Annotated in this window: 23 protein-coding genes; 4 read left to right on the forward strand and 19 right to left on the reverse strand. The window is 44.8% G+C overall.

All coding sequences use genetic code 11. From position 1 onward, the window contains the following. Positions 1-80 precede the first annotated feature (80 nt). The 9 genes from L1028_RS06235 to L1028_RS06275 form a co-directional block, all read right to left on the reverse strand. Positions 81-1010, reverse strand: coding sequence for a SpoIIIAH-like family protein (locus tag L1028_RS06235; RefSeq protein WP_234532356.1), 930 nt, complete (start codon positions 1008-1010; stop codon positions 81-83). A gap of 67 nt (positions 1011-1077) precedes the next feature. After that, entirely contained in the window at positions 1078-1719 is a 642-nt protein-coding gene (spoIIIAG, locus tag L1028_RS06240; protein ID WP_234532358.1) for a stage III sporulation protein AG, read from the reverse strand. A gap of 40 nt (positions 1720-1759) precedes the next feature. Then, on the reverse strand, positions 1760-2521 hold the full coding sequence (gene spoIIIAF, locus L1028_RS06245) for a stage III sporulation protein AF (protein WP_234532360.1): 762 nt from the start codon (positions 2519-2521) through the stop codon (positions 1760-1762). A 104-nt stretch (positions 2522-2625) separates the two neighbouring features. After that, positions 2626-3861, reverse strand: coding sequence for a stage III sporulation protein AE (spoIIIAE, locus tag L1028_RS06250; protein ID WP_234532362.1), 1236 nt, complete (start codon positions 3859-3861; stop codon positions 2626-2628). Between the two features lie 42 nt (positions 3862-3903). Next, positions 3904-4293 carry a stage III sporulation protein AD gene (spoIIIAD, locus tag L1028_RS06255; protein ID WP_234532364.1) on the reverse strand — a complete coding sequence of 130 codons (390 nt, stop codon included), beginning with the start codon at positions 4291-4293 and terminating at the stop codon, positions 3904-3906. Positions 4294-4300: 7 nt separating this feature from the next. Further along, positions 4301-4504 (reverse strand): stage III sporulation protein AC, encoded by a 204-nt coding sequence (gene spoIIIAC, locus L1028_RS06260; RefSeq protein WP_036682849.1) that lies wholly within the window; start codon positions 4502-4504, stop codon positions 4301-4303. Positions 4505-4517: 13 nt separating this feature from the next. Then, the gene (gene spoIIIAB, locus L1028_RS06265) at positions 4518-5036 is read right to left on the reverse strand and encodes a stage III sporulation protein SpoIIIAB (RefSeq protein WP_234532365.1); all 519 of its coding nucleotides are present in this window, start codon (positions 5034-5036) and stop codon (positions 4518-4520) included. Beyond that, positions 5029-6030: a stage III sporulation protein AA gene (spoIIIAA, locus tag L1028_RS06270; protein WP_234532366.1), complete on the reverse strand. Its 1002-nt coding sequence runs from the start codon at positions 6028-6030 to the stop codon at positions 5029-5031. Before spoIIIAA ends, spoIIIAB begins: the two co-directional genes overlap by 8 nt. 82 nt (positions 6031-6112) lie before the next feature. Next, positions 6113-6376, reverse strand: coding sequence for a YqhV family protein (locus L1028_RS06275; RefSeq protein ID WP_423803020.1), 264 nt, complete (start codon positions 6374-6376; stop codon positions 6113-6115). A gap of 301 nt (positions 6377-6677) precedes the next feature. Between L1028_RS06275 and L1028_RS06280 the strand changes: the two genes are divergently transcribed. Beyond that, positions 6678-7544, forward strand: coding sequence for a YitT family protein (locus L1028_RS06280; protein WP_234532367.1), 867 nt, complete (start codon positions 6678-6680; stop codon positions 7542-7544). 97 nt (positions 7545-7641) lie between these two features. Here L1028_RS06280 and L1028_RS06285 read toward each other — a convergent pair whose 3' ends face one another. The 4 genes from L1028_RS06285 to L1028_RS06300 all read right to left on the reverse strand — a co-directional run bounded on the left by L1028_RS06285 (position 7642) and on the right by L1028_RS06300 (position 11430). Next, entirely contained in the window at positions 7642-8895 is a 1254-nt protein-coding gene (locus tag L1028_RS06285) for an aspartate kinase (protein WP_234532368.1), read from the reverse strand. 296 nt (positions 8896-9191) lie between these two features. Then, positions 9192-9749 (reverse strand): elongation factor P, encoded by a 558-nt coding sequence (gene efp / locus L1028_RS06290; RefSeq protein WP_042129835.1) that lies wholly within the window; start codon positions 9747-9749, stop codon positions 9192-9194. Between the two features lie 44 nt (positions 9750-9793). Beyond that, entirely contained in the window at positions 9794-10864 is a 1071-nt protein-coding gene (locus tag L1028_RS06295; protein WP_234532369.1) for a M24 family metallopeptidase, read from the reverse strand. Between the two features lie 74 nt (positions 10865-10938). Then, the gene (locus L1028_RS06300) at positions 10939-11430 is read right to left on the reverse strand and encodes a YqhR family membrane protein (protein WP_234532370.1); all 492 of its coding nucleotides are present in this window, start codon (positions 11428-11430) and stop codon (positions 10939-10941) included. 207 nt (positions 11431-11637) lie between these two features. Here L1028_RS06300 and L1028_RS06305 point away from each other — a divergent pair, with 207 nt between their 5' ends. Together L1028_RS06305 and L1028_RS06310 are read left to right on the forward strand one after the other, a co-directional pair. Next, entirely contained in the window at positions 11638-12585 is a 948-nt protein-coding gene (locus L1028_RS06305; protein WP_373455847.1) for a DUF1385 domain-containing protein, read from the forward strand. 7 nt (positions 12586-12592) lie between these two features. Further along, entirely contained in the window at positions 12593-12934 is a 342-nt protein-coding gene (locus tag L1028_RS06310; protein WP_234532371.1) for a hypothetical protein, read from the forward strand. Positions 12935-13012: 78 nt separating this feature from the next. Here the strand turns inward: L1028_RS06310 and L1028_RS06315 are convergent, their stop codons facing one another. From L1028_RS06315 to mntR, 3 genes are all read right to left on the reverse strand, one after another. Further along, positions 13013-13942: a patatin-like phospholipase family protein gene (locus L1028_RS06315; RefSeq protein ID WP_234532372.1), complete on the reverse strand. Its 930-nt coding sequence runs from the start codon at positions 13940-13942 to the stop codon at positions 13013-13015. A 91-nt stretch (positions 13943-14033) separates the two neighbouring features. Further along, positions 14034-15665, reverse strand: coding sequence for a family 10 glycosylhydrolase (locus tag L1028_RS06320; protein ID WP_234532374.1), 1632 nt, complete (start codon positions 15663-15665; stop codon positions 14034-14036). Between the two features lie 304 nt (positions 15666-15969). Continuing rightward, a complete protein-coding gene (gene mntR, locus L1028_RS06325) occupies positions 15970-16395 on the reverse strand; it encodes a transcriptional regulator MntR (protein ID WP_042190488.1) in 426 nt (141 codons plus the stop codon). 193 nt (positions 16396-16588) lie between these two features. Between mntR and splB the strand changes: the two genes are divergently transcribed. After that, complete coding sequence (splB, locus tag L1028_RS06330; protein ID WP_423803021.1) at positions 16589-17665, forward strand: spore photoproduct lyase; 1077 nt, start codon at positions 16589-16591, stop codon at positions 17663-17665. On the opposite strand, the gene L1028_RS06335 is transcribed toward splB, so the two are convergent. The 3 genes from L1028_RS06335 to L1028_RS06345 all read right to left on the reverse strand — a co-directional run bounded on the left by L1028_RS06335 (position 17662) and on the right by L1028_RS06345 (position 20345). Then, positions 17662-18375: a cytochrome c biogenesis CcdA family protein gene (locus tag L1028_RS06335; protein ID WP_042129852.1), complete on the reverse strand. Its 714-nt coding sequence runs from the start codon at positions 18373-18375 to the stop codon at positions 17662-17664. The genes splB and L1028_RS06335 overlap by 4 nt on opposite strands. Before the next feature lie 63 nt (positions 18376-18438). Next, positions 18439-19242 carry a metal ABC transporter permease gene (locus L1028_RS06340; RefSeq protein ID WP_060623240.1) on the reverse strand — a complete coding sequence of 268 codons (804 nt, stop codon included), beginning with the start codon at positions 19240-19242 and terminating at the stop codon, positions 18439-18441. Positions 19243-19595: 353 nt separating this feature from the next. After that, positions 19596-20345, reverse strand: a complete 750-nt coding sequence (locus L1028_RS06345; protein ID WP_042129853.1) for a metal ABC transporter ATP-binding protein — start codon at positions 20343-20345, stop codon at positions 19596-19598. Positions 20346-20373: the final 28 nt, after the last annotated feature.

Consider the following 20373-nt stretch of genomic DNA (forward strand, 5'->3'; position numbering starts at 1 on the left):
TATATCATAAACGCTAGAAATGGAAAGAGCCCGGGAGAACCCGAGCTCTTTCGTCATTTTCCCTATAATTTCACGTCTTATTATTTCTCGGAAACGTATTGAACACTAATTTTATCCTGAGACACACTCAGTTCTTTCATTACGAGATCAACAATACTAACTGCTTGTTTTACATCCAGCTTATCACTCAGTACGACTACTTTATAGCTGTCCCCAGCTTCTTCCTTCACGATGGCTTCCCCATATTTTTGTTGAAGCTGTTCTTCGATGCCCGTAATTTTAGATTCTTTTTCTTCAAGGTTAAGGAGCTGTTCTTGAGCAACTGCGTTATCAGCAGGCGTCTTCTCCATGTCGTTAATCAAAGCGAGTAAGTCTTGTTGGCTCTTTAGATTCTTTTGCTCACGTTCATACAGGTAGTTAGTGAACATGCTGCTCGCCGATACACTTTGTGAAGCTACTTCATCCAAGATTTCTTTATCATTCTTAGCAGGGGTTTTTGATGTTGTAGTAGCTGCAGTATCTTTAGCCGCTGTATCCTTAACTGCTGTATCCTTAACTGCCGTATCCTTAACTGCCGTATCCTTAGCTGCTGTTTCAGAAGTTTTACTCGAGCCTTTTGCAGCAGTGTCTGTCGAAGCTTTCTCAGAGTTACCGCTGTCTGCTGCAGCTTTCCAGCTATCATCCTTAACCGCTGTAGTTGCACTGTCATCAGTAGTTGCAGTAGCTGCACTATCGTCAGTGGTAGTATTGCCGCTAGCGTTATCTACAACGCCTCCATCAGCAACAACATCTCCTTGATTGACCACTTCGTTTACAACAATACCTTTGTCGCCAACCGTTGGTAATTTTGCGTTTGCTGTATCTTTTTTCAAGGAGTCTACCTGCATAGTTCCTGCTGTGTCTTTTGGAACCGATGCACCTGAATCTTCAGTAAATAAATAGTATGCCGAGAGTACAACCATCAAACTGAGCATAGAAACCAACCATATTGTTTGTCTTTTGCCGTTCATTCCTTATTCCTCCTAAAATTTAATCTAGTGGCTGCTTCGGAAGCACTCACTTCTTGACTTTCTCCTGCTACTCTTGTTTGCGTGGTACTACTGAAATGCGCTGAATCGGAACATACAAGCCTTTTTCGATAGCCTGCTCTATGAGTCCACGGACAACTTTGTTCTCTGCCCCTTTGGCAACTACCAGTACACCACGAACCTGTGGCTTAATCCGCTTCGTCACAATAGGTGTCTCATCGCCCGATTGCGAGTAAGTTACGATTTCGCCATCCCTTGTATATTGCGTCGTGTGACGTTTACCACCACTGGCATCCGTCTCTTCACTAAGCTGCTGGGAGTCGTTCATATTGCGCACCACGACAATTTCTTCTGTTGACTCCACGGTAACCATAATATCGACGGTACCGACGCCAACGATTTTCTCCAAAATCTCCTTCATTCGGTTCTCCATCGCCAGTTCAATGCCCTCGAATGAATTGCTTGTTGCTTGATCACTCTGTACCAGCGCCGTTTGGGAGGACTGATTCAGCGGCGGCTCACGCCCCGTATTCTCGTTATCAATCTTCTTCACATTGACGAAGGAATTAAACAGCATAATCGCTGCACCCAGCAGACCCAGAATGATTAGCCAGCGAAAGGTATGCCTTCTCTTCGGACTGCCAGCCCCACCCCCAGCCCATTGCTCCAGCTTTTTCAGCCAATTGCCCACTCCTATCCCTCCTAACATTGATAGTTTAGAAGCTACAGACTCATAGCTTGACGTTATTCACAACGCCGCCATCCACTTGGATTACTTTGGGATCCAAATCCCATTTTTGTTCCAACAGCTTTACGATGGACTCCGTTTCATTTGAAGATGTGTTGTCTTCTGTTACATTTCCGTTTACTGCTTTGGGCTCATCTGCAGATGCTGATCCATTCTCTGGATTCGCACCGATCTTTACTTCTACAGGCTCTACAGGAGCGATTGCAATCGGCGGAGCAGCCGCTGCGCTGGAAGTACCGGAAGCCCCTATGGAATTAGCTGTTGCTGGGGACATTGAGACCTTCACTGCGGAAATGACAGGAATATCTTCATTACCAGAGCCGCCGGATTTCCCCATGCCGAGCGTTACAGTGACATTCACCCCGCGTTTGCCGGTCTCGCTGATGATCTGCTCCCTCATTTGCTCAGCAACCTCTTCTGCAGCCACCTTTAGGATTTGATCCTGGCGCCCTTGTGCAAGCTTTTGACCATCTGCCAGAATCTTTTCCAAAGAGGGATCTCCACTTCCCCCTTCTGTGAACAAGCCCCCCTCTTTCTCCTGCCGACCCATGGCTATACTCAGCTCGGTTATTGCATCACCTTTAAGGAGAGAAACGATTGGGCTAAGCATGGTAAGTAAGATCAGGAGGCTCAGCACCAGCCTTGCATAACGCTCCATGGATTTGCTTGGGAGCAGTAATTCAACGAATGATGCTAGCAGCACGACAAGTATGATCTCTCGTAGCCAATCGCCCAACCAGCTCATCGTTTCCCTCCTAAAAGTTTTGTTAGCATAGCCTTCAGAGAATTTCTTCGTACAAAACTAGCTTCGTAAGCACCCGCTAAGTTTTGTTAGCATAGCCATCAAGTTTACCTCATCATGACGGTTAAATTGCCCGCGGTTAGCATGATCGTGACGGCCATAAAAAACATTAACGATACAGCTGCCAAAGCAGCGAATACGTACACCATGCTTTTTCCGATCGTCTGGAGGCAGACCACAATCGGCGTCTCTCCTAATGGCTGCATTACAGCAGCAGCTACATTGTAGATCAGAGCAAGCACCAGAATTTTGATTGCTGGAAAAGCGCAAAGGAACAAAATGATGATTACTCCGGATAGCCCAATAGCGTTCTTCACCAAGAGTGAAGCTGAGATCACTGTGTCTGTTGCATCTGCGAACATTTTTCCGATGACTGGAACAAAGTTGCCTGTAATATATTTAGCGGCCCGGATCGTAACACCATCTGTCACTGAACTCGTAATCCCCCTGACTGAAATCACACCGAGGAACACAGTGAGCAGTACGCCTAGTAATCCAGCCCCGATATTTCTTAGCAGATTCGCCAACTGGGTCAGCTTGTATTTCTCCGACAATGCACTTACGAGATGTAGCACCGCCGAGAAAAATAATAGTGGAAAGACAACGGTGTGGATCAGTGTGCCAACTGTATGAATCATAAAAACAATTAGCGGATGTGTGACCGAGACGGTAAAAATGTTCCCCATGGAAGCTAGTAACGCGAACAATAGCGGAATCATGGCCATCATAAAATCAATCATCCGGTCGATAGCATCCTTCGCATAACCTATAGCGATATTGAAGCTGTTCACGGCAATAACGAGCACTACCATATAACAGAGCGTATAAGCCACCTTGCTGACCGTTTTTCGCTCAAAAGCGGTTTGTAGCGTCTCCAGTATCATGCTGAGCACACTGACCATGACAATCGTGACCAGCAGCCTTCCGTTGTACAGCACCTCATGCCACATAAAACCAAGAAGCCCAGATAATACACCTTGCAAGCTGAGTCCCTTATCCCCAGGAAGCAGCATGTCCATAAGTGATGGTGTTGCCCCGTCTGGAAAAAAACCTCCGTAATCCTTCATCAGTTGATCCCAGTACGACTCCACCTTATCTGTTGGCAGATTGTTCACCTGACCCTTGACCCACTGGTCTACTGGGGAGGCATTACCACCCGATCCTGACGCTGGAGAAGCTATGGCCACCTGAGCTGTACCTGCAAACCATAGAATGAAGAAGCATGGGAGCAGCAACAGTATTATTTTTAATTTTGGAGGACGAAAAACACTGGACTCTTGCATAACTTCTCCTCCCTAATCGTTGCTTAGCTTCCTTCAATTGCTTTAAGCAGGCAGCAGCTTCATGACCGTTTCAATAATGATGGTGATAATGGGTACAGCTAGTACCATAATGAGTACTTTTCCGGCGAGCTCTATTTTGGAAGCAATCGATTCCTGCCCTGCATCACGTACGATCTGTGCTCCAAATTCAGCGATATATGAAATTCCGATGATTTTGAACACGGTCTTCAAATAGATCATTTCCATCCCCGATGACTCTGCCACCCGCTCCAGTGTGGAAAGTATCATTCCAATCTTGCCGATTAGAAACAGGAAGATCAGAATCCCTGTGGCAGTAGCGAGGAGAAAGGCAAACATCGGTTTTTGTTCCTTCAGCACGAGAATCAATATGGTCGATATCAGCCCTATTCCAACAACTTGAATGATCTCCATAGCACGCCTATTGAAAAAGAAAGATCGTTTTTATTTCCTGTAACAGTCCGTCCAGCATTCGAATAACCATAAAAAGGACGACGACGAACCCGATCACGGTAACCCAATGTGCGAAATCTTCTTTTCCCATTTGTTTAAGCACCGTGTGTATCATGGCGATAATTATGCCAATGCCGGCAATTTGAAAAATCGCATTGACTTCAATATTCATTCCTGGCACCTCGCTAAAAGATCAAAATGACGATCAATGCTCCAAGCAGCAGACCCAGGCTTTTACTCAATTTTTCATATTTGCCTTGATCCTCTCTGGCCACCGACTCCTCCTGCTTCAATTGCTGCAATGCTAACGCGATATGAGTGCTCTGATTGGACCTATCGCTTGTACCGAGAGTGCAACTGAGCTGGCGGAGAATCTCTTTTTCTGTCCCCTTCAATGCGGTAGACTTCCAATGCGACTCCATAGCCCTCTGAATGGCATCCTGGGCGCTTCGGTCATGGGGTGGGCTCATCTCCTCAGCTGTTTTAATAAACAACGTTTTGAGCGGTTCCTTAGACTGGATCCCAATACGCCGCATAGCTTCAGGCAATGGGGTAAAGCCGTACATAATTTCTGTTTCCAGCCGCTGTAGCGCTGCTATTAAGCCTCTGATATGTCTTGGCCTGTCTGCATATTGTTTTGCAAATTGGAGCCCTGCTAGCGTACCGGCCAGCACAATCAGAACGGCACCGAATAGCTTAAGCATGTAAATCACCACCTAATCGATCTCCGGGTGAGATAAGAAGCAATCCGCGTTTCTGTCCATCCAGAACACGAAAGGAGAGTCCTGCTTCTGAGCGATGCAGAATGACGTATCTTTCGAACATCTTTTGTTCCAATAGCCCGCCTAGCCCGGGCCTACGAGCCAGTTCTATTACTTCTTTACCGTGAGCCGAAGCAATGACTGATATTCCAGCATGCAGCGCTTCGGTGACTGCTTCAGCGTCTTCAGGACGACCAATCTCATCAGCGATCAATACATCTGGTGATAAGGAACGAATCATCATCATCATGCCTTCAGCTTTGGGACAGCCGTCGAGGATATCTGTGCGCGGACCAACATCAAAGGCGGGAATCCCGCGTCTGCTTCCGGCAATCTCAGAACGTTCATCGACTATCCCCACCTTCAAACCGGGTCTTCCGCCTTCACGCTTCCCCAAATCTCCTAAGGAGATTTGTCTTGCGATATCGCGAAGAAGTGTTGTCTTCCCGTGCTGTGGAGGCGAGAGGATCAAGGTGTGCATCATTCGCTGCCTCCCCTTGTCCAGCAGATAAGGTAGCACTTTATCCGCGACTCCGGGAACCTCACGGGCTATGCGAACATTGAAGCTTGTAATGTCCCGTAGATGCTCCACACCACCACCACTCAGCACCGTCCGACCAGCAAGTCCTATTCGATGGCCGCCAGGAATCGTAATAAATCCCTTTCTCAGCTCTTCTTCCATCGTATATAGTGAATGGTTGCTGATCAGATCTAGCAGTCTATGAGTGTCCTCCCGATCCGGCCTATAGGCTTCTTCCGGCCTTTGCGTTACACTGCCATTTGCTCTAAGAAAGTGATATTTACCTGAATAGTTAATCTCCAGCGGACGACCTTCACGGACCCGAATTTCTTCCACCATTCCAAGCAGTGGAAGGGGAAGGCACTTTAATAGTGCTCTTACTTTTTCAGGAAACAATTGCAACCAATCATCTGCCATACAAAGTACCCCCAAGTTGTCCTCTATCTAATTGCTTTATTCCATATTTATGCTTGTACGCGCTCAATATGCCTATCATCTATCATTTTTTTAGAATCCCGATTAAGAGAAAGGCTACACCGCAGCCGACCCAGCCCAGTTTGCTCCAGGACAACTGCTGAGCCATCCCTGTAAGTCCGATCGCTGTCGTCAATAACAAGATCGTCGGGCCTACCAAAGCTAGTCCAGAATTGACTGCGAGCGCCTTGTCTACCTGATTCAACCGCAGCATAATCAGTGCAGCTATAATCTCCGCACTACCCGAGAACAGCCGAAGAGTCGCCATCCAGCTTACATACTTGTCCAATCCACTCCACTCCTAACTTTTACTATTTCCACAGAATGATATTCAGGGCTTGTTTGTCCTTCTCTTATCCATGGATATGCGATCATTACTCACTTTAGACAAGGAGAAATGACAGAATTGCAAGTCCAACTGTGAAAGAGTTCATAGTACACACCTATATAAATAAATATAATCAGTACGATAAAATTATTTTTTACGAACACTTCCATCTGTGGTATCCTTGTTAATTGGAAATATAGTGGGTTTATATTTTCAAAAAGAGCAGACTATAAAGACATAAGAAAAAGAGGGGATTTGTGTCATGCAAGTTCGAAGTTACGGTTTACCGCAAAACATGCGGACCGTAGTCAGACCACTCAAGGAAGCAGCTATCATTATTTTTTCAGCCTTTTTAATTGCAAGTGGGATGCGATTGTTTCTAATTCCTCATCAGCTTCTGAGCGGTGGGGTAGCAGGGGTGGCTTCGGTCGTCGGATATTTAACGGATCCGAAGTACATTTCTAAGCTTTATTTTGTAATAAACCTTCCTTTAATTGTCTGGGGATTTATTGCATTGGGCAAAAAATACATCTTACTAAGCTTGCTTTCCGTCGTGGCTACCACCTGGTTCATAACCATTATTCCTGAGGTGCAATTGACCAAGGACCCCATTCTTGCAAGTATTTTCGGCGGAGTAATTATTGCTGGCGGCGTTGGTTTTTCTCTCCGTACTGGGGGCTCTTCTGGGGGATTTGATATATTAGGCTCGATTATTTCACGTAAACGGGATATTCCCATGGGGAATATCATGTTCTTAATGGATGGATTAGTTATTCTGAGTTTAGGCTTCTTTAAAAGCTGGGATTCCGCCTTATACGCTATGCTCTGTATTTTTGTAAAGAGTAGAGTAGTCGATATGATCCATATTCGCCATGTGAAGCTGACCTGCTTTATCGTTACCAAAGAACGGGAGATGATGCTAACCCGTCTCAGAGAGTTACCTCATGGCATCACTGTCGTCAATGCAGAGGGTGGATACAGTCATGAGGGAAATACCATGCTAATGACGGTAACGACTCGATATGAACTTGCAAATCTGCGGAGAACTATTCTTGAGGCAGACCCCAGCTCCTTCGTCAATGTTGTGGAGACTGTAGAGATTCAGGGCCGGTTCAAACGATTAGGATAAATTCAGAGACTTACCTCCCATGCAGTTATATAAACAAAGAGGGATGCCCCTCAGCCACTTGGCTGTAAGGCATCCCTCTTTGTTTACTCAGCAACTCTTATCGGCGATCTTTAGGACCTCCGACGAAAGCCTGCTCTGTTGTATCGAGATTGTAGGCGGTATGAAGCGCCTGTATGATGGATGGCAAATTGCCTGATTCAATGACGCAAGATACTTTGATCTCAGAAGTGCTGACCATCTTGATGCTTACACCCTCTTTGGAGAGTACATCAAACATTTGAGCCGCTACCCCTGGATGGCTGACCATACCAGCACCAACGATGGATACCTTCACCAGGTTATCCTCGGAGGTAACTTCACGGTAAGGCAAAGTTTTATGAATTTCTTTAATCACTTCCTTCGCCCGATCCAGCTCATCAAGAGAAACAGTAAATGAGAAGTCAGCCTGCTCATTCTGTACACCGCTTTGTACGATGATATCTACGTTAACGCCTTCTTCAGCGAGCTTGCCGAAGACCTGAGCGAGTACACCTGGTACATCAGGAACTCCAAGAATACTGACACGTGCTACATTCTTATCAAATGCAATACCACTAACTACGATTCCCTGCTCCATGCTTGTCTCCTCCTTCACAACAGTACCTTCATTATGATTAAAGCTCGATCTAACGACCAGCTTAACTTGATGACGCTTAGCGTACTCCACTGCACGTGGATGTAATACAGCTGCTCCCAGATTGGCAAGCTCTAGCATTTCATCGTAAGAGATTTCCTTCAATTTACGTGCCGTCTTCACGATACGCGGGTCTGTGGAGTAGATACCATCTACATCGGTATAGATCTCACATACGTCTGCTTGAATAGCAGCAGCCAATGCTACGGCTGTAGTGTCCGAACCACCGCGACCTAATGTGGTGATCTCACCATCCACAGTCATTCCCTGAAAGCCTGCAACGATCACGATCTGTTCACGCTCCAAAGACGCTAATACACGACGCGGGTCAATTTCATTGATACGGGCTCTGCCGTGAGTTTCGTCCGTTCGGAATCCAGCCTGCCATCCTGTATAAGAAACTGCATTCCGCCCGATCCCATGCAGGGCAATGGACAATAGAGCGACAGAGATTTGTTCTCCAGTCGTCATCAACATATCCATTTCACGTGCGGGCGGCTGCCCGTTTAGTTGCTTCGCCGTATCGATCAAATCATCTGTTGTATCCCCCATTGCAGATACAACCACAACGCAGCGATGTCCCTCATCTTGCTTGTCTGCGATGCGCCCCGCGACGCGTTTCATTCGTTCAGTGTCGCCGACGGAGCTGCCTCCGAATTTCATAACATAAAGTGACAAAGTTCCATTCACTCCCCATATCGGTCTATGTAGTTGCTTCTAATCGGTTTCCCGCTTTAAATCAGTATAATACGAAAACAGTGCCTTGCGTTAATGGTTTCATAAAAAAATCATTAAATTTCCCCGCTGTAAAAATAAAGATAAGGTCAGCATCTACCCTTCAACTGTGCTTATTTTACTCAACTTCCAGTATTTTAATGTGGGTTTCCATAACATCTTTATCCGTTACTGTTCATAAAAAAACCTCCACCGTATAAACGGGGAGGCTGTTCTGGTAATATCCAGGTTATTGTTTCCTACGCGCGGGAGATATATTTACCTTCACGAGTATCAATGAGCAAGATGTCTTCTTCGTTGATGAACAATGGAACCTGAACACTATGCCCGGTTTCAAGCTTGGCCGATTTCGTAGCACCTTGAGCCGTGTTTCCTTTAACGCCAGGCTCAGTTTCAACAACCTTCAACTCTACGCTGGTAGGAAGGTTGATCCCAAGAATCTCCCCTTTGTAACTAACGATGTTTACAGTCATGTTCTCTTTAAGGAAATTCAATTCCCATTCCAATTGCTTCTCGGACAATTCGAATTGGTCATAAGTTTCGTTATCCATGAATACATGGTCCGATCCGCTTGCATACAGATATTGTACACCACGGTTTTCGATAATAGCACGGCCAATCGTTTCACCTGCACGGAATGTACGCTCTACTGTATTACCATTACGCAAGTTCTTAAGCTTGGAACGAACAAATGCTGCGCCTTTACCTGGCTTAACGTGTTGGAAATCAATAACGGTAAAAATATCTCCTTCTACCTCTACGGTCAAACCTGTTTTAAAATCATTTACTGAAATCACTAAAATCCCTCCAAATTTATAATTACTCTAATAATCCCGCTTACTTACAGTACTGTATATTCTTTAGACGAATGGGTCAGCAACGATATTCCGCTCTCCGTGATCACAATGTCGTCTTCAATACGTACTCCGCCAATTCCCGGCAAATAGATACCCGGCTCCACAGTTACGACCATCCCCGGCTGCATAATATCGTCACTAAGTTTGGACAAACGCGGCCACTCATGAACTTCCATTCCAAGTCCATGGCCTGTGCTGTGTCCAAATTGTTCACCATATCCGTAGCTAGCAATGATATCACGTGCCAAGGCATCACATTCCCGTCCCGTCATACCCGGCTTGATATGTGCTAAAGTATGTAGCTGAGCTTCCAGCACAATATCATAGATCTCTTTCAGCTTCGGATCCGGTGCTCCGAGTGCGATGGTTCTTGTCACATCTGAGCAATAGCCATCAAGTAATGCACCGAAATCAAGGGTAATGAATTCATTGCCTAGAATTACACGGCTGCTTGCTACGCCGTGTGGCATGGACGAACGTTCGCCTGAAGCAACAATCGTATCAAACGATGAAGAAGTTGCACCATGGGTACGCATATAAAATTCCATTTCCAAATCAACATCGCGCTCAGTCATGCCCGGCTTGATCACGTTCAGAATATGACTGAATGTAGCATCGGCCAGATCTGCTGCACGTTGCATTACGGCAAGCTCTTCCTCATCCTTGAACATACGAAGGTCTTCCACAGCTTTGGAAATTGGAACTAACACTGCCGGCTTAAGTGCTTCTGCATATGAGGTGTACGCGCTGAATGAAACATCATCCTGTTCGAAACCGATTCGTACCTCTTTACCAGAAGGCAGAAGCTCGCGAACTGTATCAATGAACTTAGTTGCATGTTCTACAACATTAACCCCCATTGCTTGGTTCGCGGCCTGTGTCATATACCTGAAGTCAGTCAGCAGATAACAATCATCACTTGTCACCAGTACATAACCGGACGATCCGGTAAATCCACTTAAATAGCGGCGGTTATAACCGCTAGTTATCAACATTGCATCCAATCCTTGATCCTGCAAAACCTTACGCAGCTTGGAGACACGCTTGTTACCCATTTTCATTCTCCTCTCGAAATAGCCACATTGTATTTTAACATAGGGATATCCCCTTGAGAAGTTTTTTCGCGCCGTTAGGCAAGCGCTGTACTTTGCTCACGCTTCCGTTCGTCCGTATACTCGATCGCTGCTGTATATCCAATGAACATTCCCCATAGTAAAAAAATACAGAACTCACTAATGACCGTGTTCCACGGCAGCTTGAATGGGGGCTGCATAAGAAACATCTGAGAACCAGGAATAAATATAACCGACCACCATAAAACGCCGTATACCAGCCCTGGCCAAGGTCCCTTCAGCTTGCGCAGAAGCAATACATACAGTATGGAGGCGATCACCGAAAACACAATAAACATCATATAACCCACGAAATGTCCGAACGCAGTTGTCAAAAACTCATGTCTGAAAAAAGGCTCTGCGATAAAGCCAGGGCTGACTTTGGTAAAACGGAACCAATAGGCAAGCCAATGAAGCCCTCCCCAAATCAATCCTGAAAAAAAACCTAACTCAAGTGCAAAAAGCCAAATATTTGTAAGTCCCGATTTTTGTTGATGAGATTTACTCATGAAATTGCCTCGCTTTCTTTATTTTCAATGCCGATTTTTCTCTCGCTCTCTCTATAAGATAGTATGTACAGCAAAAGGCGATCCAACTAGTAATGTCTTCAAAAATTAGTTACAATGTATTATATAAATCATATTAAATACGAGAAGGTGAATTGGTTGTCCCAGGAAACTCCCAGTTACGGCGGCCAAGCCGTCATTGAAGGTGTCATGTTCGGCGGTAAGCATATCAATGTAACAGCCGTACGACGCAAGAATCAGGAGATCACATTTTTAGAAGTACCCAAAAGCGATAAGAGCTGGGTCACGAAACTGCGCAAGATTCCGCTGCTTCGCGGCCTTGTCAGTATTATAGATGCCAGCGCTAAAGGCTCTAAGCACTTGAACTATTCAGCCGAATCCTACGCTGAAGATGAATTGGAACCGGAAGATCTTGAGAAGGAAAAAGCGAAGCCAAAGAAAAAGGATGAGGGCTGGAGCCTTGGAATGATTTTTGGCGTTGCTGTAATGGGTATTCTCTCCTTCTTGTTCGGAAAGCTCATTTTTACGCTTGTTCCGGTATTTGTAGAGGATTTTTTATTTAAAAATGTATTTGATAACTACGTACTGCACAACCTCATAGAAGGCGGCATCAAAATGATTCTCTTGCTGGTCTATTTATGGGCGATTTCTCAAACTCCTGTGATCAAGCGACTGTTCCAGTATCACGGCGCCGAACATAAAGTCATCAGCGCATTTGAAGCAGGTGAAGAACTGACTGTTCAGAACGTTCAGAAATACAGCCGTCTGCATTACCGCTGTGGAAGTAGCTTTATGATGCTGACGATTATCCTCGGTGTGATCATTTACTCCGTAGTCCCATGGGATAATCTTTGGGAACGAGTGATTCAGCGGATTATCTTGTTGCCAGTCGTAATTGGTGTATCGTTCGAAGTTCTAAAGGGAACCAATGCGGTAAGGGAAGTACCAGGCCTTAAATATCTGGGTTACCCTGGATTGTGGCTGCAACTTCTTACAACCAAAGAGCCAAAAGACGATCAGGTAGAAGTATCTATTGCCTCTTTTAACCGTATGCGTGAGCTTGATGCTGCGATTGAAGCAAGAGGATATTCGGAGGCAAGTGTCTCAGGCGGCATTTTGGATCCTGCGAAAGGATGAGTGATCTATGATCAGGCATGCTTTAATTTTTTGGATTACGGTTACGCTTGCGATATTCGGTTTTGTGATTGGAGTCTTAACTGAGCCCTTCTTTACGCTGTCGAAGCTGATTCTCCCCTTAGTACTGTTAGCAATCATTTATTATGCTTACAAAAAAATGGGGCCAGGCAAATATGCTCGTAGCAGCAATGGGTCTAAGGTTAAAGTAAAGCCTTCCCAGAAGACCATGTCAAAGGTAGCAGGAATTCGCAAGACTCAAGCTGCACCAGGCAAACGCAAAAGCTATCCTTTCCAAGTGATCGAAGGAAGTAAAGGGAAAAATGACGATCAGCTTCCAAAGTATCACTAACTTCATAAAAACTCCAAAAAGCATCTCCACGTTTTAAGTAACGTGCGGGATGCTTTTCTCATTTGGATACCCCGCCCGTTATCTTGGTCGCCACTCCTTAAAAAAATCTTCTCCTGCTTTAAGTCCAGCACCATACAATTCATCGCTTTGCGCTTTTGTAATTTCAAACTGAGTCGTTCCAATCCCAAGCGTAGGAATTTTTACCGTGCGAACAAATTTATCCCCTTCAATAAACTTCTCATCATGAGCAGAGAGCATGGTAGTTACCATAGCTTGGAGCATGCTGAATGGCCCTCTAATTTTATGCGGCTGTGGATCGGTCTTACCTACTGTTTGATAACCTACCGTAGGAATTCTACTCCCAAGTTGTTTGCTCCCATTAATCTTGCCGTCAAATAGCCACAAAGGGAAATTACTCAAGAGCCCGCCATCTACAATATACACAAACTGCTCGGCAAAGGATTTCGCTCTTGCTGCTTGCCCGTTTAGTCTTAACATCACAGGATCAAAAAAATAAGGAATGCTGCAGCTCATTCGCACTGCCTTGGCCACTTCAAAATGCTCCGGAGAGATCCCATACTGCTCCAAGCCATCTGGCAAGACCAATATCCTTCCATTTGTGATATCGGAGGCGATGATAGATAATTTACCGGCAGGCAGATCACGGAAGGTGATGATTCCCTTTTTCAGTAATAATGCTCTTATCCAGGACTCCAAGGCTTCCCCAGAATATAATCCTTTCTTCAATAATACTCGCAGCGCAGGACCAACGATAGCCGTATTGTAAATGGGACCTCGCTTCAGAAACGATGAAAAGGATGTTCCTTGGATTATCCGACACATTTCCTCCCCTTCATAGCCCGCTGCAAGTAAAGTGGCTACAATCGAACCTGAGGAGGCTCCTGCTACTCTTTTAAAAGTCCAGCCTGCCCTTTCCGTAGCTTCAACTGCTCCCGCAAGAGAAATCCCCTTTACGCCTCCTCCTTCAAATACTGCGTTAATCTCCATACACAAAAATCCCCCGTTTCCCATAGATTCTATTGCTTATCTATGAGCACGGGGGAACATTCATGACTCCTTATGAATAACAGCTAAACTATTAGGACTTAAAATAAAAGGTCAGTAAGCTCGACAATCCGAACGGATTGCGGACTACGACGTCATTCGCTCTAAACATAATACTACCTGCAACCTCTTCGTACTTCTCATTATATTTGAGCTGATTAATAATTTGATCTCCACTCTGCCATTCAGCCTTTTGATCACTGGCTCCGACCTTATAACCAGCCAACCCGATGTAGAGTTTAACATTCGTATTCTCGACTTCTTTTACCCACCAATCTACTAACTTGTCATAACGAGCTGTGCTAAAGGACAAACTCCAATAAATTTGCGGAGCGACATAATCAATCCAGCCCTGCTTAATCCATGTCCGAACATCCGCATACATGCTGTCGTAAGCAGTTACCCCTGCACTAGTGTCCGAACCTGTACTATCATTTTTAATATTTCGCCATACTCCAAAAGGACTGATTCCATAAGAAGCCTTCGGTTTTACCTTATGAATCTGTTCTCCCAACTGACGAACAAATTCATTAATATTATCTCGGCGCCAATCCGATTTAGAAAGCTTTTTCGTATTATAGGTAGAATAGGCAGCATCATCGGCAAAAGTAACATTTGAAGGATAAAAGTAATCATCCAAATGGACACCATCGATATCGTAACCTTTAACCACTTCCATCACCGTGTCGATGATATGTTGGCGAGCCTCCGGAATACCTGGATTAATGTATTTCTTACCATCGGCATTCACAATCCATTCTGGATGTGCTTTTACCACATGGTTACTTGCTAAAGCTGAGGTGGAAGCATCCGTCGTTGCACGGAATGGGTTGAACCAAGCATGAAACTGCATGCCGCGGGAATGCGCAGCACTGACCATATAGCTTAGTGGATCATATCCCGGATTCTTCCCTTGTGTACCCGTCAATACCTTAGACCAAGGAACTAAAGTCGATGGATACAGACTATCTGCTGAAGGTCTAACCTGAACAAATACAGCATTAAAGCCAACAGCCTTTAGCTTGTCTAACAGATTATCAAACTCCTGCTTTTGTTTCGCTTCATTTCCTGCCGAAGACGTTGAAGGCCAGTCTAGATTGAATACGGTGGAGATCCAAGCGCCCTTCATTTCCTTACTAGTCGATCCACCAGGAATAGTAGGTATCGTCGGCACTGTTGGTGTCGTTGGTGTCGTTGGTGTTTCTGGATCGACAGATTGTGGTGGTTCAGTGTTGGAGAACAAGGAAATATGCTTATTAACCTGATCCCATAACACCTGCAGTCCCAATTGCTCACTTACAAAACGAATGGGTACCATTACCCGCCCCTGCTTAATCTGCACCGATGTATCCAGCGCAATCGAAGCATCGTTTACCCATGCATTTTTCTGGCCACTGCTCAGCTTGAGAACCGTATCTCCTTGAGTGATCGTTACAGTCTTACTATTTTGATCCCATACTACGCCGGCATTTAATCCTTTACTGATCACACTAATTGGCACCATCGTTACATTGGAAGTTGTGATATACGGAGGCACATCACTAACCAGCGCCTCTCCATCCAGTTCAATCGTAATTTGCACCGCTGCCGCGCGTGCACCAGGAGACCATAAAGGCAGAAACAACATAAGTACTAACAAGCTCAACATCCATTTACGATAATTCATAATTCCTCCCCAAATCTAAAAAGTATGTATCCAAAAAATAAGAAAAAACGGATAAATCCTTCAAGCAGATGAGAGAATGCCTTCTTCTAAGAAGGTGGTCTCTGTCTCTGCAAAAAATATAAGAAGCATCGAATAAAACTCATACTCTCTTATATTTTTAAAAGGACTGTATCCGTTTTGACGCTAAAAACTGGGAAAGGTTGCACTAAACAAAATAGAAACGGCTATACTATCCACTGATTATGCTCACGAAAGCCTTGCTGCGCATAACTTTTAGGACAGTATCCGTTTCGGGAAAAACATTTCAAGAATCGCTTGTCAGTTCGTTGTGAATCGCATATAAAGTCTGTACACGTTCTTCATCGCGGCGGAAATATTCTACCAATGTTTCAATACGCGTAATCGAATCCCAACTTAAGTGATGCTCGATTCCTTCAACATCATTATAAATGTATTCCTGCTGTACTCCGATCAATCCGAGGAATTCCTCCAATAGTTGATGACGATCAACCAGACGTTTTCCTACTTTTTTCCCTTTGTTGGTTAGGACAAGCCCACGATATTTCTCATAGATGAGATATTCGTCCTTATCCAGTTTTTGGATCATCTTGGTCACAGAGGAGGGGTGTACTTCCAGTCCCTCGGCAATATCCGAGACCCGCGCATAACCTTTCTCATCTATGAGCTTGTATATGCGCTCCAAATAATCCTCCATGCTGGGTGTTGGCATTAAACTTTACCTCTTTTCTATAATGAGCATGGCGCCGGGCCAAACCTTGCTCTAACAATGATACATGTTTCTAACGCACCTTGGCAAGTCCTTCAAAGGAACTTACAGATGAGTTGCACATGTTTGCCATGCTTCTATTGGGGCTGAGTTAGACATAATAAACATACTCGTCATTCAAAAGGAGCGTGAATTTATGACTATAGTGACGCCAGAGCCCTCTGCTGTAAAAAGACCCAGAAAACCTACTGCTCTTTTTCTTCCAGAGCTTGTTTTTTTTGAACCGAATGCTTTAAATTACCCTAAAGGTGAACAAATTATGGAATGGGTAAAAGCTAACGATATCCCCTATCGTATGACCACATCACATAATCGTATTATGAATTTCCCTGGTGAAACTGAGGTCGAGCAATATAAAATTGCCAAAAGGACGCTTGTTGTCGGCCTACGCAAAACTTTGAAATTTGACCAATCCAAGCCATCGGCTGATTATGCTATTCCCATTGCCACCGGCTGTATGGGGCACTGCCATTATTGCTATTTGCAGACCACCTTAGGGGCAAAGCCCTACATTCGCGTATATGTAAACACAGGTGACATTATAGATGCTGCCAAAAAATATATTGAGGAGCGCAATCCAGAAATCACGACTTTTGAAGCAGCCTGTACTTCAGATCCGGTTGGACTGGAACATATCACCGGCTCTCTAGCAGAGCTAATTACATTTATGGCAAAAGAGCCCCTTGGCCGTCTGCGCTTTGTGACCAAATACCAACATGTTGAACCATTGCTTGCTTTGGAGCATAACGGACATACCAGAGTTCGCTTTAGCGTGAATGCAGATTATGTAATTAAAAACTTTGAGCCTGCCACCTCCCGCTTCGAGGAACGTATTGAAGCCGCTGGTAAGGTAGCACGGGCGGGTTATCCGCTTGGCTTTATCATTGCTCCAATTATTTGGTATGACGGCTGGCAAGAAGGCTACGCAGAGCTACTGGCTAAGTTAGCCCAGACCCTCCCCCCTGAAGTTGGAAAAGGATTAACCTTCGAAATGATTCAGCATCGATTCACCAAAACCGCTAAGACGATAATAGAAAAGCGCTATCCCAAATCCAAGCTAGAGATGGACATGGAGAAGCGTAAGAAGAAATGGGGCCGATGGGGACAAAATAAATATGTCTATCCCGATGAACAACAAACCGCCCTGCGAGAGTTTATCACAGAGCGGATATTCGAACATTTTCCAGAAGCAGGGATTGATTATTTCACCTAAAAAATGAGCCAATCAGGTGTAATTCCCTGCAGCCACACAGTGATCCGAAACATTTGATCTGTAAAGAGCAGAACGCCCATAAATACCATGAGAACGCCACCAATCTTCATCAGCACATTTGAATATTTAAGGATACGTCTGGCGCCTCCAAGAAAGAAGGCTAACACAAAGAAGGGCAATGCGAACCCGATGCTATAAGCCGTAATTAACGTGAACCACGTGCCAGGCTCGCTTGCAGAAAGTGCGATAATCGCGGTCAGAATCGGTCCAATACATGGAGACCAGCCCGCTGAAAAACCGATCCCAAAAATAAAGGATCCCACATAACCCGCCGGCTTCCATTTTAAATCGAGCTTACGTTCACGAAGTAAAAATTGCGGCTGAAAGATCCCAAGCAAAAATAATCCCATCACAATAATCAGAATCGCCGATAATTGCCGGATTAAATCACGCTGTCCATTAAAGAATTGTCCGAATAGTCCTGCACCAAATCCCAGTGTGTAAAAAACCGCTGAAAAACCTAAAATAAATGCCAATGTATGGGTTATTGTGCGGATACGGACCTCTTTGGTATTGCTGCCTGACTTCAATTGCTGAACGGATAATCCGGTAATATACGATAAATAAGAGGGGTAAAGCGGTAAACAGCAAGGTGATATAAACGATGCTACACCTGCTGCTAAGGCTATTCCTGCATTGATATTAGACAAGGTAGCGGCTCTCCTTCCAGCATTCGAGTCACTTCAGGGCATACCCTATATTTTATTCGCTGTTTATGCTGGCAAACCCTTTTTACCAATCAAAGTCAATACTAATAGTGATATGAGTAAAAGCACAATGGTAGCACCAGGGGCCAGATTCCAAACTCCTGCAACTACTAGTCCGCCTACAACAGCAATTTCCGAAATGATGACGGATAGAATGACCGAGGATTTAAAGCTTCGAGACAACAATAAGCTGATGGCAACCGGAATGGTCAGTAGAGCTGATACCAGCAATGATCCGACAATTTTGATCGCTGTGCTGATTACAAGCGCCGTCAGAATGGTAATTAACATGTTAAGCAACTTCACTGGAAGTCCACTGACACTCGCTGCATCCTCTTCAAAGCTAAGCAAAAAGAATTCCTTAAAGAACATCGTAACTACTACTACAACTGCTATTGTTACGATCCCTACTACGACTAAATCGGTATTGTCCAGCGTATAAATGCTACCGAACAAGTAACTCATAACATCTGCATTATAACCTTTTCCTAAGGTGAAAAAGAGTGAGGCTAAAGCCACACCGCCCGACATAATTATCGCGATCGAGAGCTCTGCATAACTCTTATAAGCCTTGCGAAGCTTCTCTATCGCAAAGGAGGCCACCACTGCAAAAATAAGACCTGCTCCCAGCGGGTAGAATCCTGTTAAAAAACCAAGGGCCACACCAGCTATCGTGACGTGAGCCAGCGTGTCCCCAATCATAGATAAACGTCTGAGCACAAGAAAAACGCCTATAAGCGGCGCTGTAATGCCAATCAGAAGACCGCCCGCAAGCGCTCGCTGAAAAAAATCGCTAAATAGAATTTCCAACTTTAACTCTCCTCCGTAGAACAATTGAAACTTTTTTAGAAGCTTTATTAAAACCTTTTTTCGATCCCTCCCAAACCCTCCCTTCCAAGGGAGGGTTTGGGAGGGCTCTGCCCTCTGGACACCCGTCAAGACAACTGGCGTAGAGGTGGGGTTACTGAACTTAGATGGCGCGAGGTAAGATCTCTTTCGCCCCTTACGGGGCACGCTTACAGCGCCACATTATTTAGATACGGAAAGGATTAGATTAAGATTGAGATCATAGAAATGCCACCAAACAATGAATAATTATCTCTAATTTCCACTCTCCAGCTCTATGTACGCCCCCAATAATCGAGGGCACCCTCAACTATGACCTAAGAGAGCGTGTGCTGCAGGTTCTCCTCTGTACAATTCTGCAAATCATGAGAGTGTCGGGAGAAAAAGTTAATCTTACCGTTCGTTTGCACAGGTTCATTCCCTAAGTAATTCTTAATCATGTCAATATCATGCGACACCATTAGAAATGTCATATGATGATGGGCGTGCATATGTGTAATTAAATCAAAGAACCCTGCTTGTGATTCAGCATCAATACCGACTGTAGGCTCATCCAAAATCAGAAGATCCGGATGGTTGATCAGCGCACGTGCTAAAAATACACGTTGCTGCTGGCCGCCTGACAGCTGGCCTACTCTTTTCTCCGCAATATCCTGTATTCGCATCACTTCCAGTGCATCTTCGCACTGACGATGCTGAGCCTTAGATACTCTTCGAATAAGATTCTTATTGTTATACAAACCAGATAGTACTACTTCACGCACCGTTGCTGGAAACAGCGGGTTGAAGGCGTTCTTTTGTGGAACATAACCTATCCGTTCCCAGTCTTTAAACTTACGGACAGGCGTTCCGAATAATTTGATTTCACCACTGCTAGCCGGAAGCAAACCGACGATCATCTTCATCAGTGTTGTTTTACCAGCGCCATTAGAACCAATGATACCAAGGAAGTCTCGTTCTCTTACGCTATAGTTAAGATTCGAGATCACCTTCTGTTCACCATATGAAAAAGAAAGATCCTGTATATCGATGATATGCTGATGGCAGTCCAAGGATACCGATTGCATGCTTTAGCACCGCCTTTTCCTTATACTT

Source organism: Paenibacillus pseudetheri (genome assembly GCF_924513355.1).
Taxonomy (GTDB): domain Bacteria; phylum Bacillota; class Bacilli; order Paenibacillales; family Paenibacillaceae; genus Paenibacillus_AQ; species Paenibacillus_AQ pseudetheri.

Bases quoted from the DNA above. Each gene is read 5' to 3' on its own strand.
- L1028_RS06235 (WP_234532356.1), bottom strand. From the start codon at position 1,010: ATGAACGGCAAAAGACAAACAATATGGTTGGTTTCTATGCTCAGTTTG.
- spoIIIAF (WP_234532360.1), bottom strand. From the start codon at position 2,521: ATGAGCTGGTTGGGCGATTGGCTACGAGAGATCATACTTGTCGTGCTG.
- spoIIIAE (WP_234532362.1), bottom strand. From the start codon at position 3,861: ATGCAAGAGTCCAGTGTTTTTCGTCCTCCAAAATTAAAAATAATACTG.
- spoIIIAD (WP_234532364.1), bottom strand. From the start codon at position 4,293: ATGGAGATCATTCAAGTTGTTGGAATAGGGCTGATATCGACCATATTG.
- spoIIIAC (WP_036682849.1), bottom strand. From the start codon at position 4,504: ATGAATATTGAAGTCAATGCGATTTTTCAAATTGCCGGCATTGGCATA.
- spoIIIAB (WP_234532365.1), bottom strand. From the start codon at position 5,036: ATGCTTAAGCTATTCGGTGCCGTTCTGATTGTGCTGGCCGGTACGCTA.
- spoIIIAA (WP_234532366.1), bottom strand. From the start codon at position 6,030: ATGGCAGATGATTGGTTGCAATTGTTTCCTGAAAAAGTAAGAGCACTA.
- L1028_RS06280 (WP_234532367.1), top strand. From the start codon at position 6,678: ATGCAAGTTCGAAGTTACGGTTTACCGCAAAACATGCGGACCGTAGTC.
- L1028_RS06295 (WP_234532369.1), bottom strand. From the start codon at position 10,864: ATGGGTAACAAGCGTGTCTCCAAGCTGCGTAAGGTTTTGCAGGATCAA.
- L1028_RS06300 (WP_234532370.1), bottom strand. From the start codon at position 11,430: ATGAGTAAATCTCATCAACAAAAATCGGGACTTACAAATATTTGGCTT.
- L1028_RS06305 (WP_373455847.1), top strand. From the start codon at position 11,638: ATGTTCGGCGGTAAGCATATCAATGTAACAGCCGTACGACGCAAGAAT.
- L1028_RS06310 (WP_234532371.1), top strand. From the start codon at position 12,593: ATGATCAGGCATGCTTTAATTTTTTGGATTACGGTTACGCTTGCGATA.
- L1028_RS06315 (WP_234532372.1), bottom strand. From the start codon at position 13,942: ATGGAGATTAACGCAGTATTTGAAGGAGGAGGCGTAAAGGGGATTTCT.
- L1028_RS06320 (WP_234532374.1), bottom strand. From the start codon at position 15,665: ATGAATTATCGTAAATGGATGTTGAGCTTGTTAGTACTTATGTTGTTT.
- mntR (WP_042190488.1), bottom strand. From the start codon at position 16,395: ATGCCAACACCCAGCATGGAGGATTATTTGGAGCGCATATACAAGCTC.
- splB (WP_423803021.1), top strand. From the start codon at position 16,589: ATGACTATAGTGACGCCAGAGCCCTCTGCTGTAAAAAGACCCAGAAAA.
- L1028_RS06345 (WP_042129853.1), bottom strand. From the start codon at position 20,345: ATGCAATCGGTATCCTTGGACTGCCATCAGCATATCATCGATATACAG.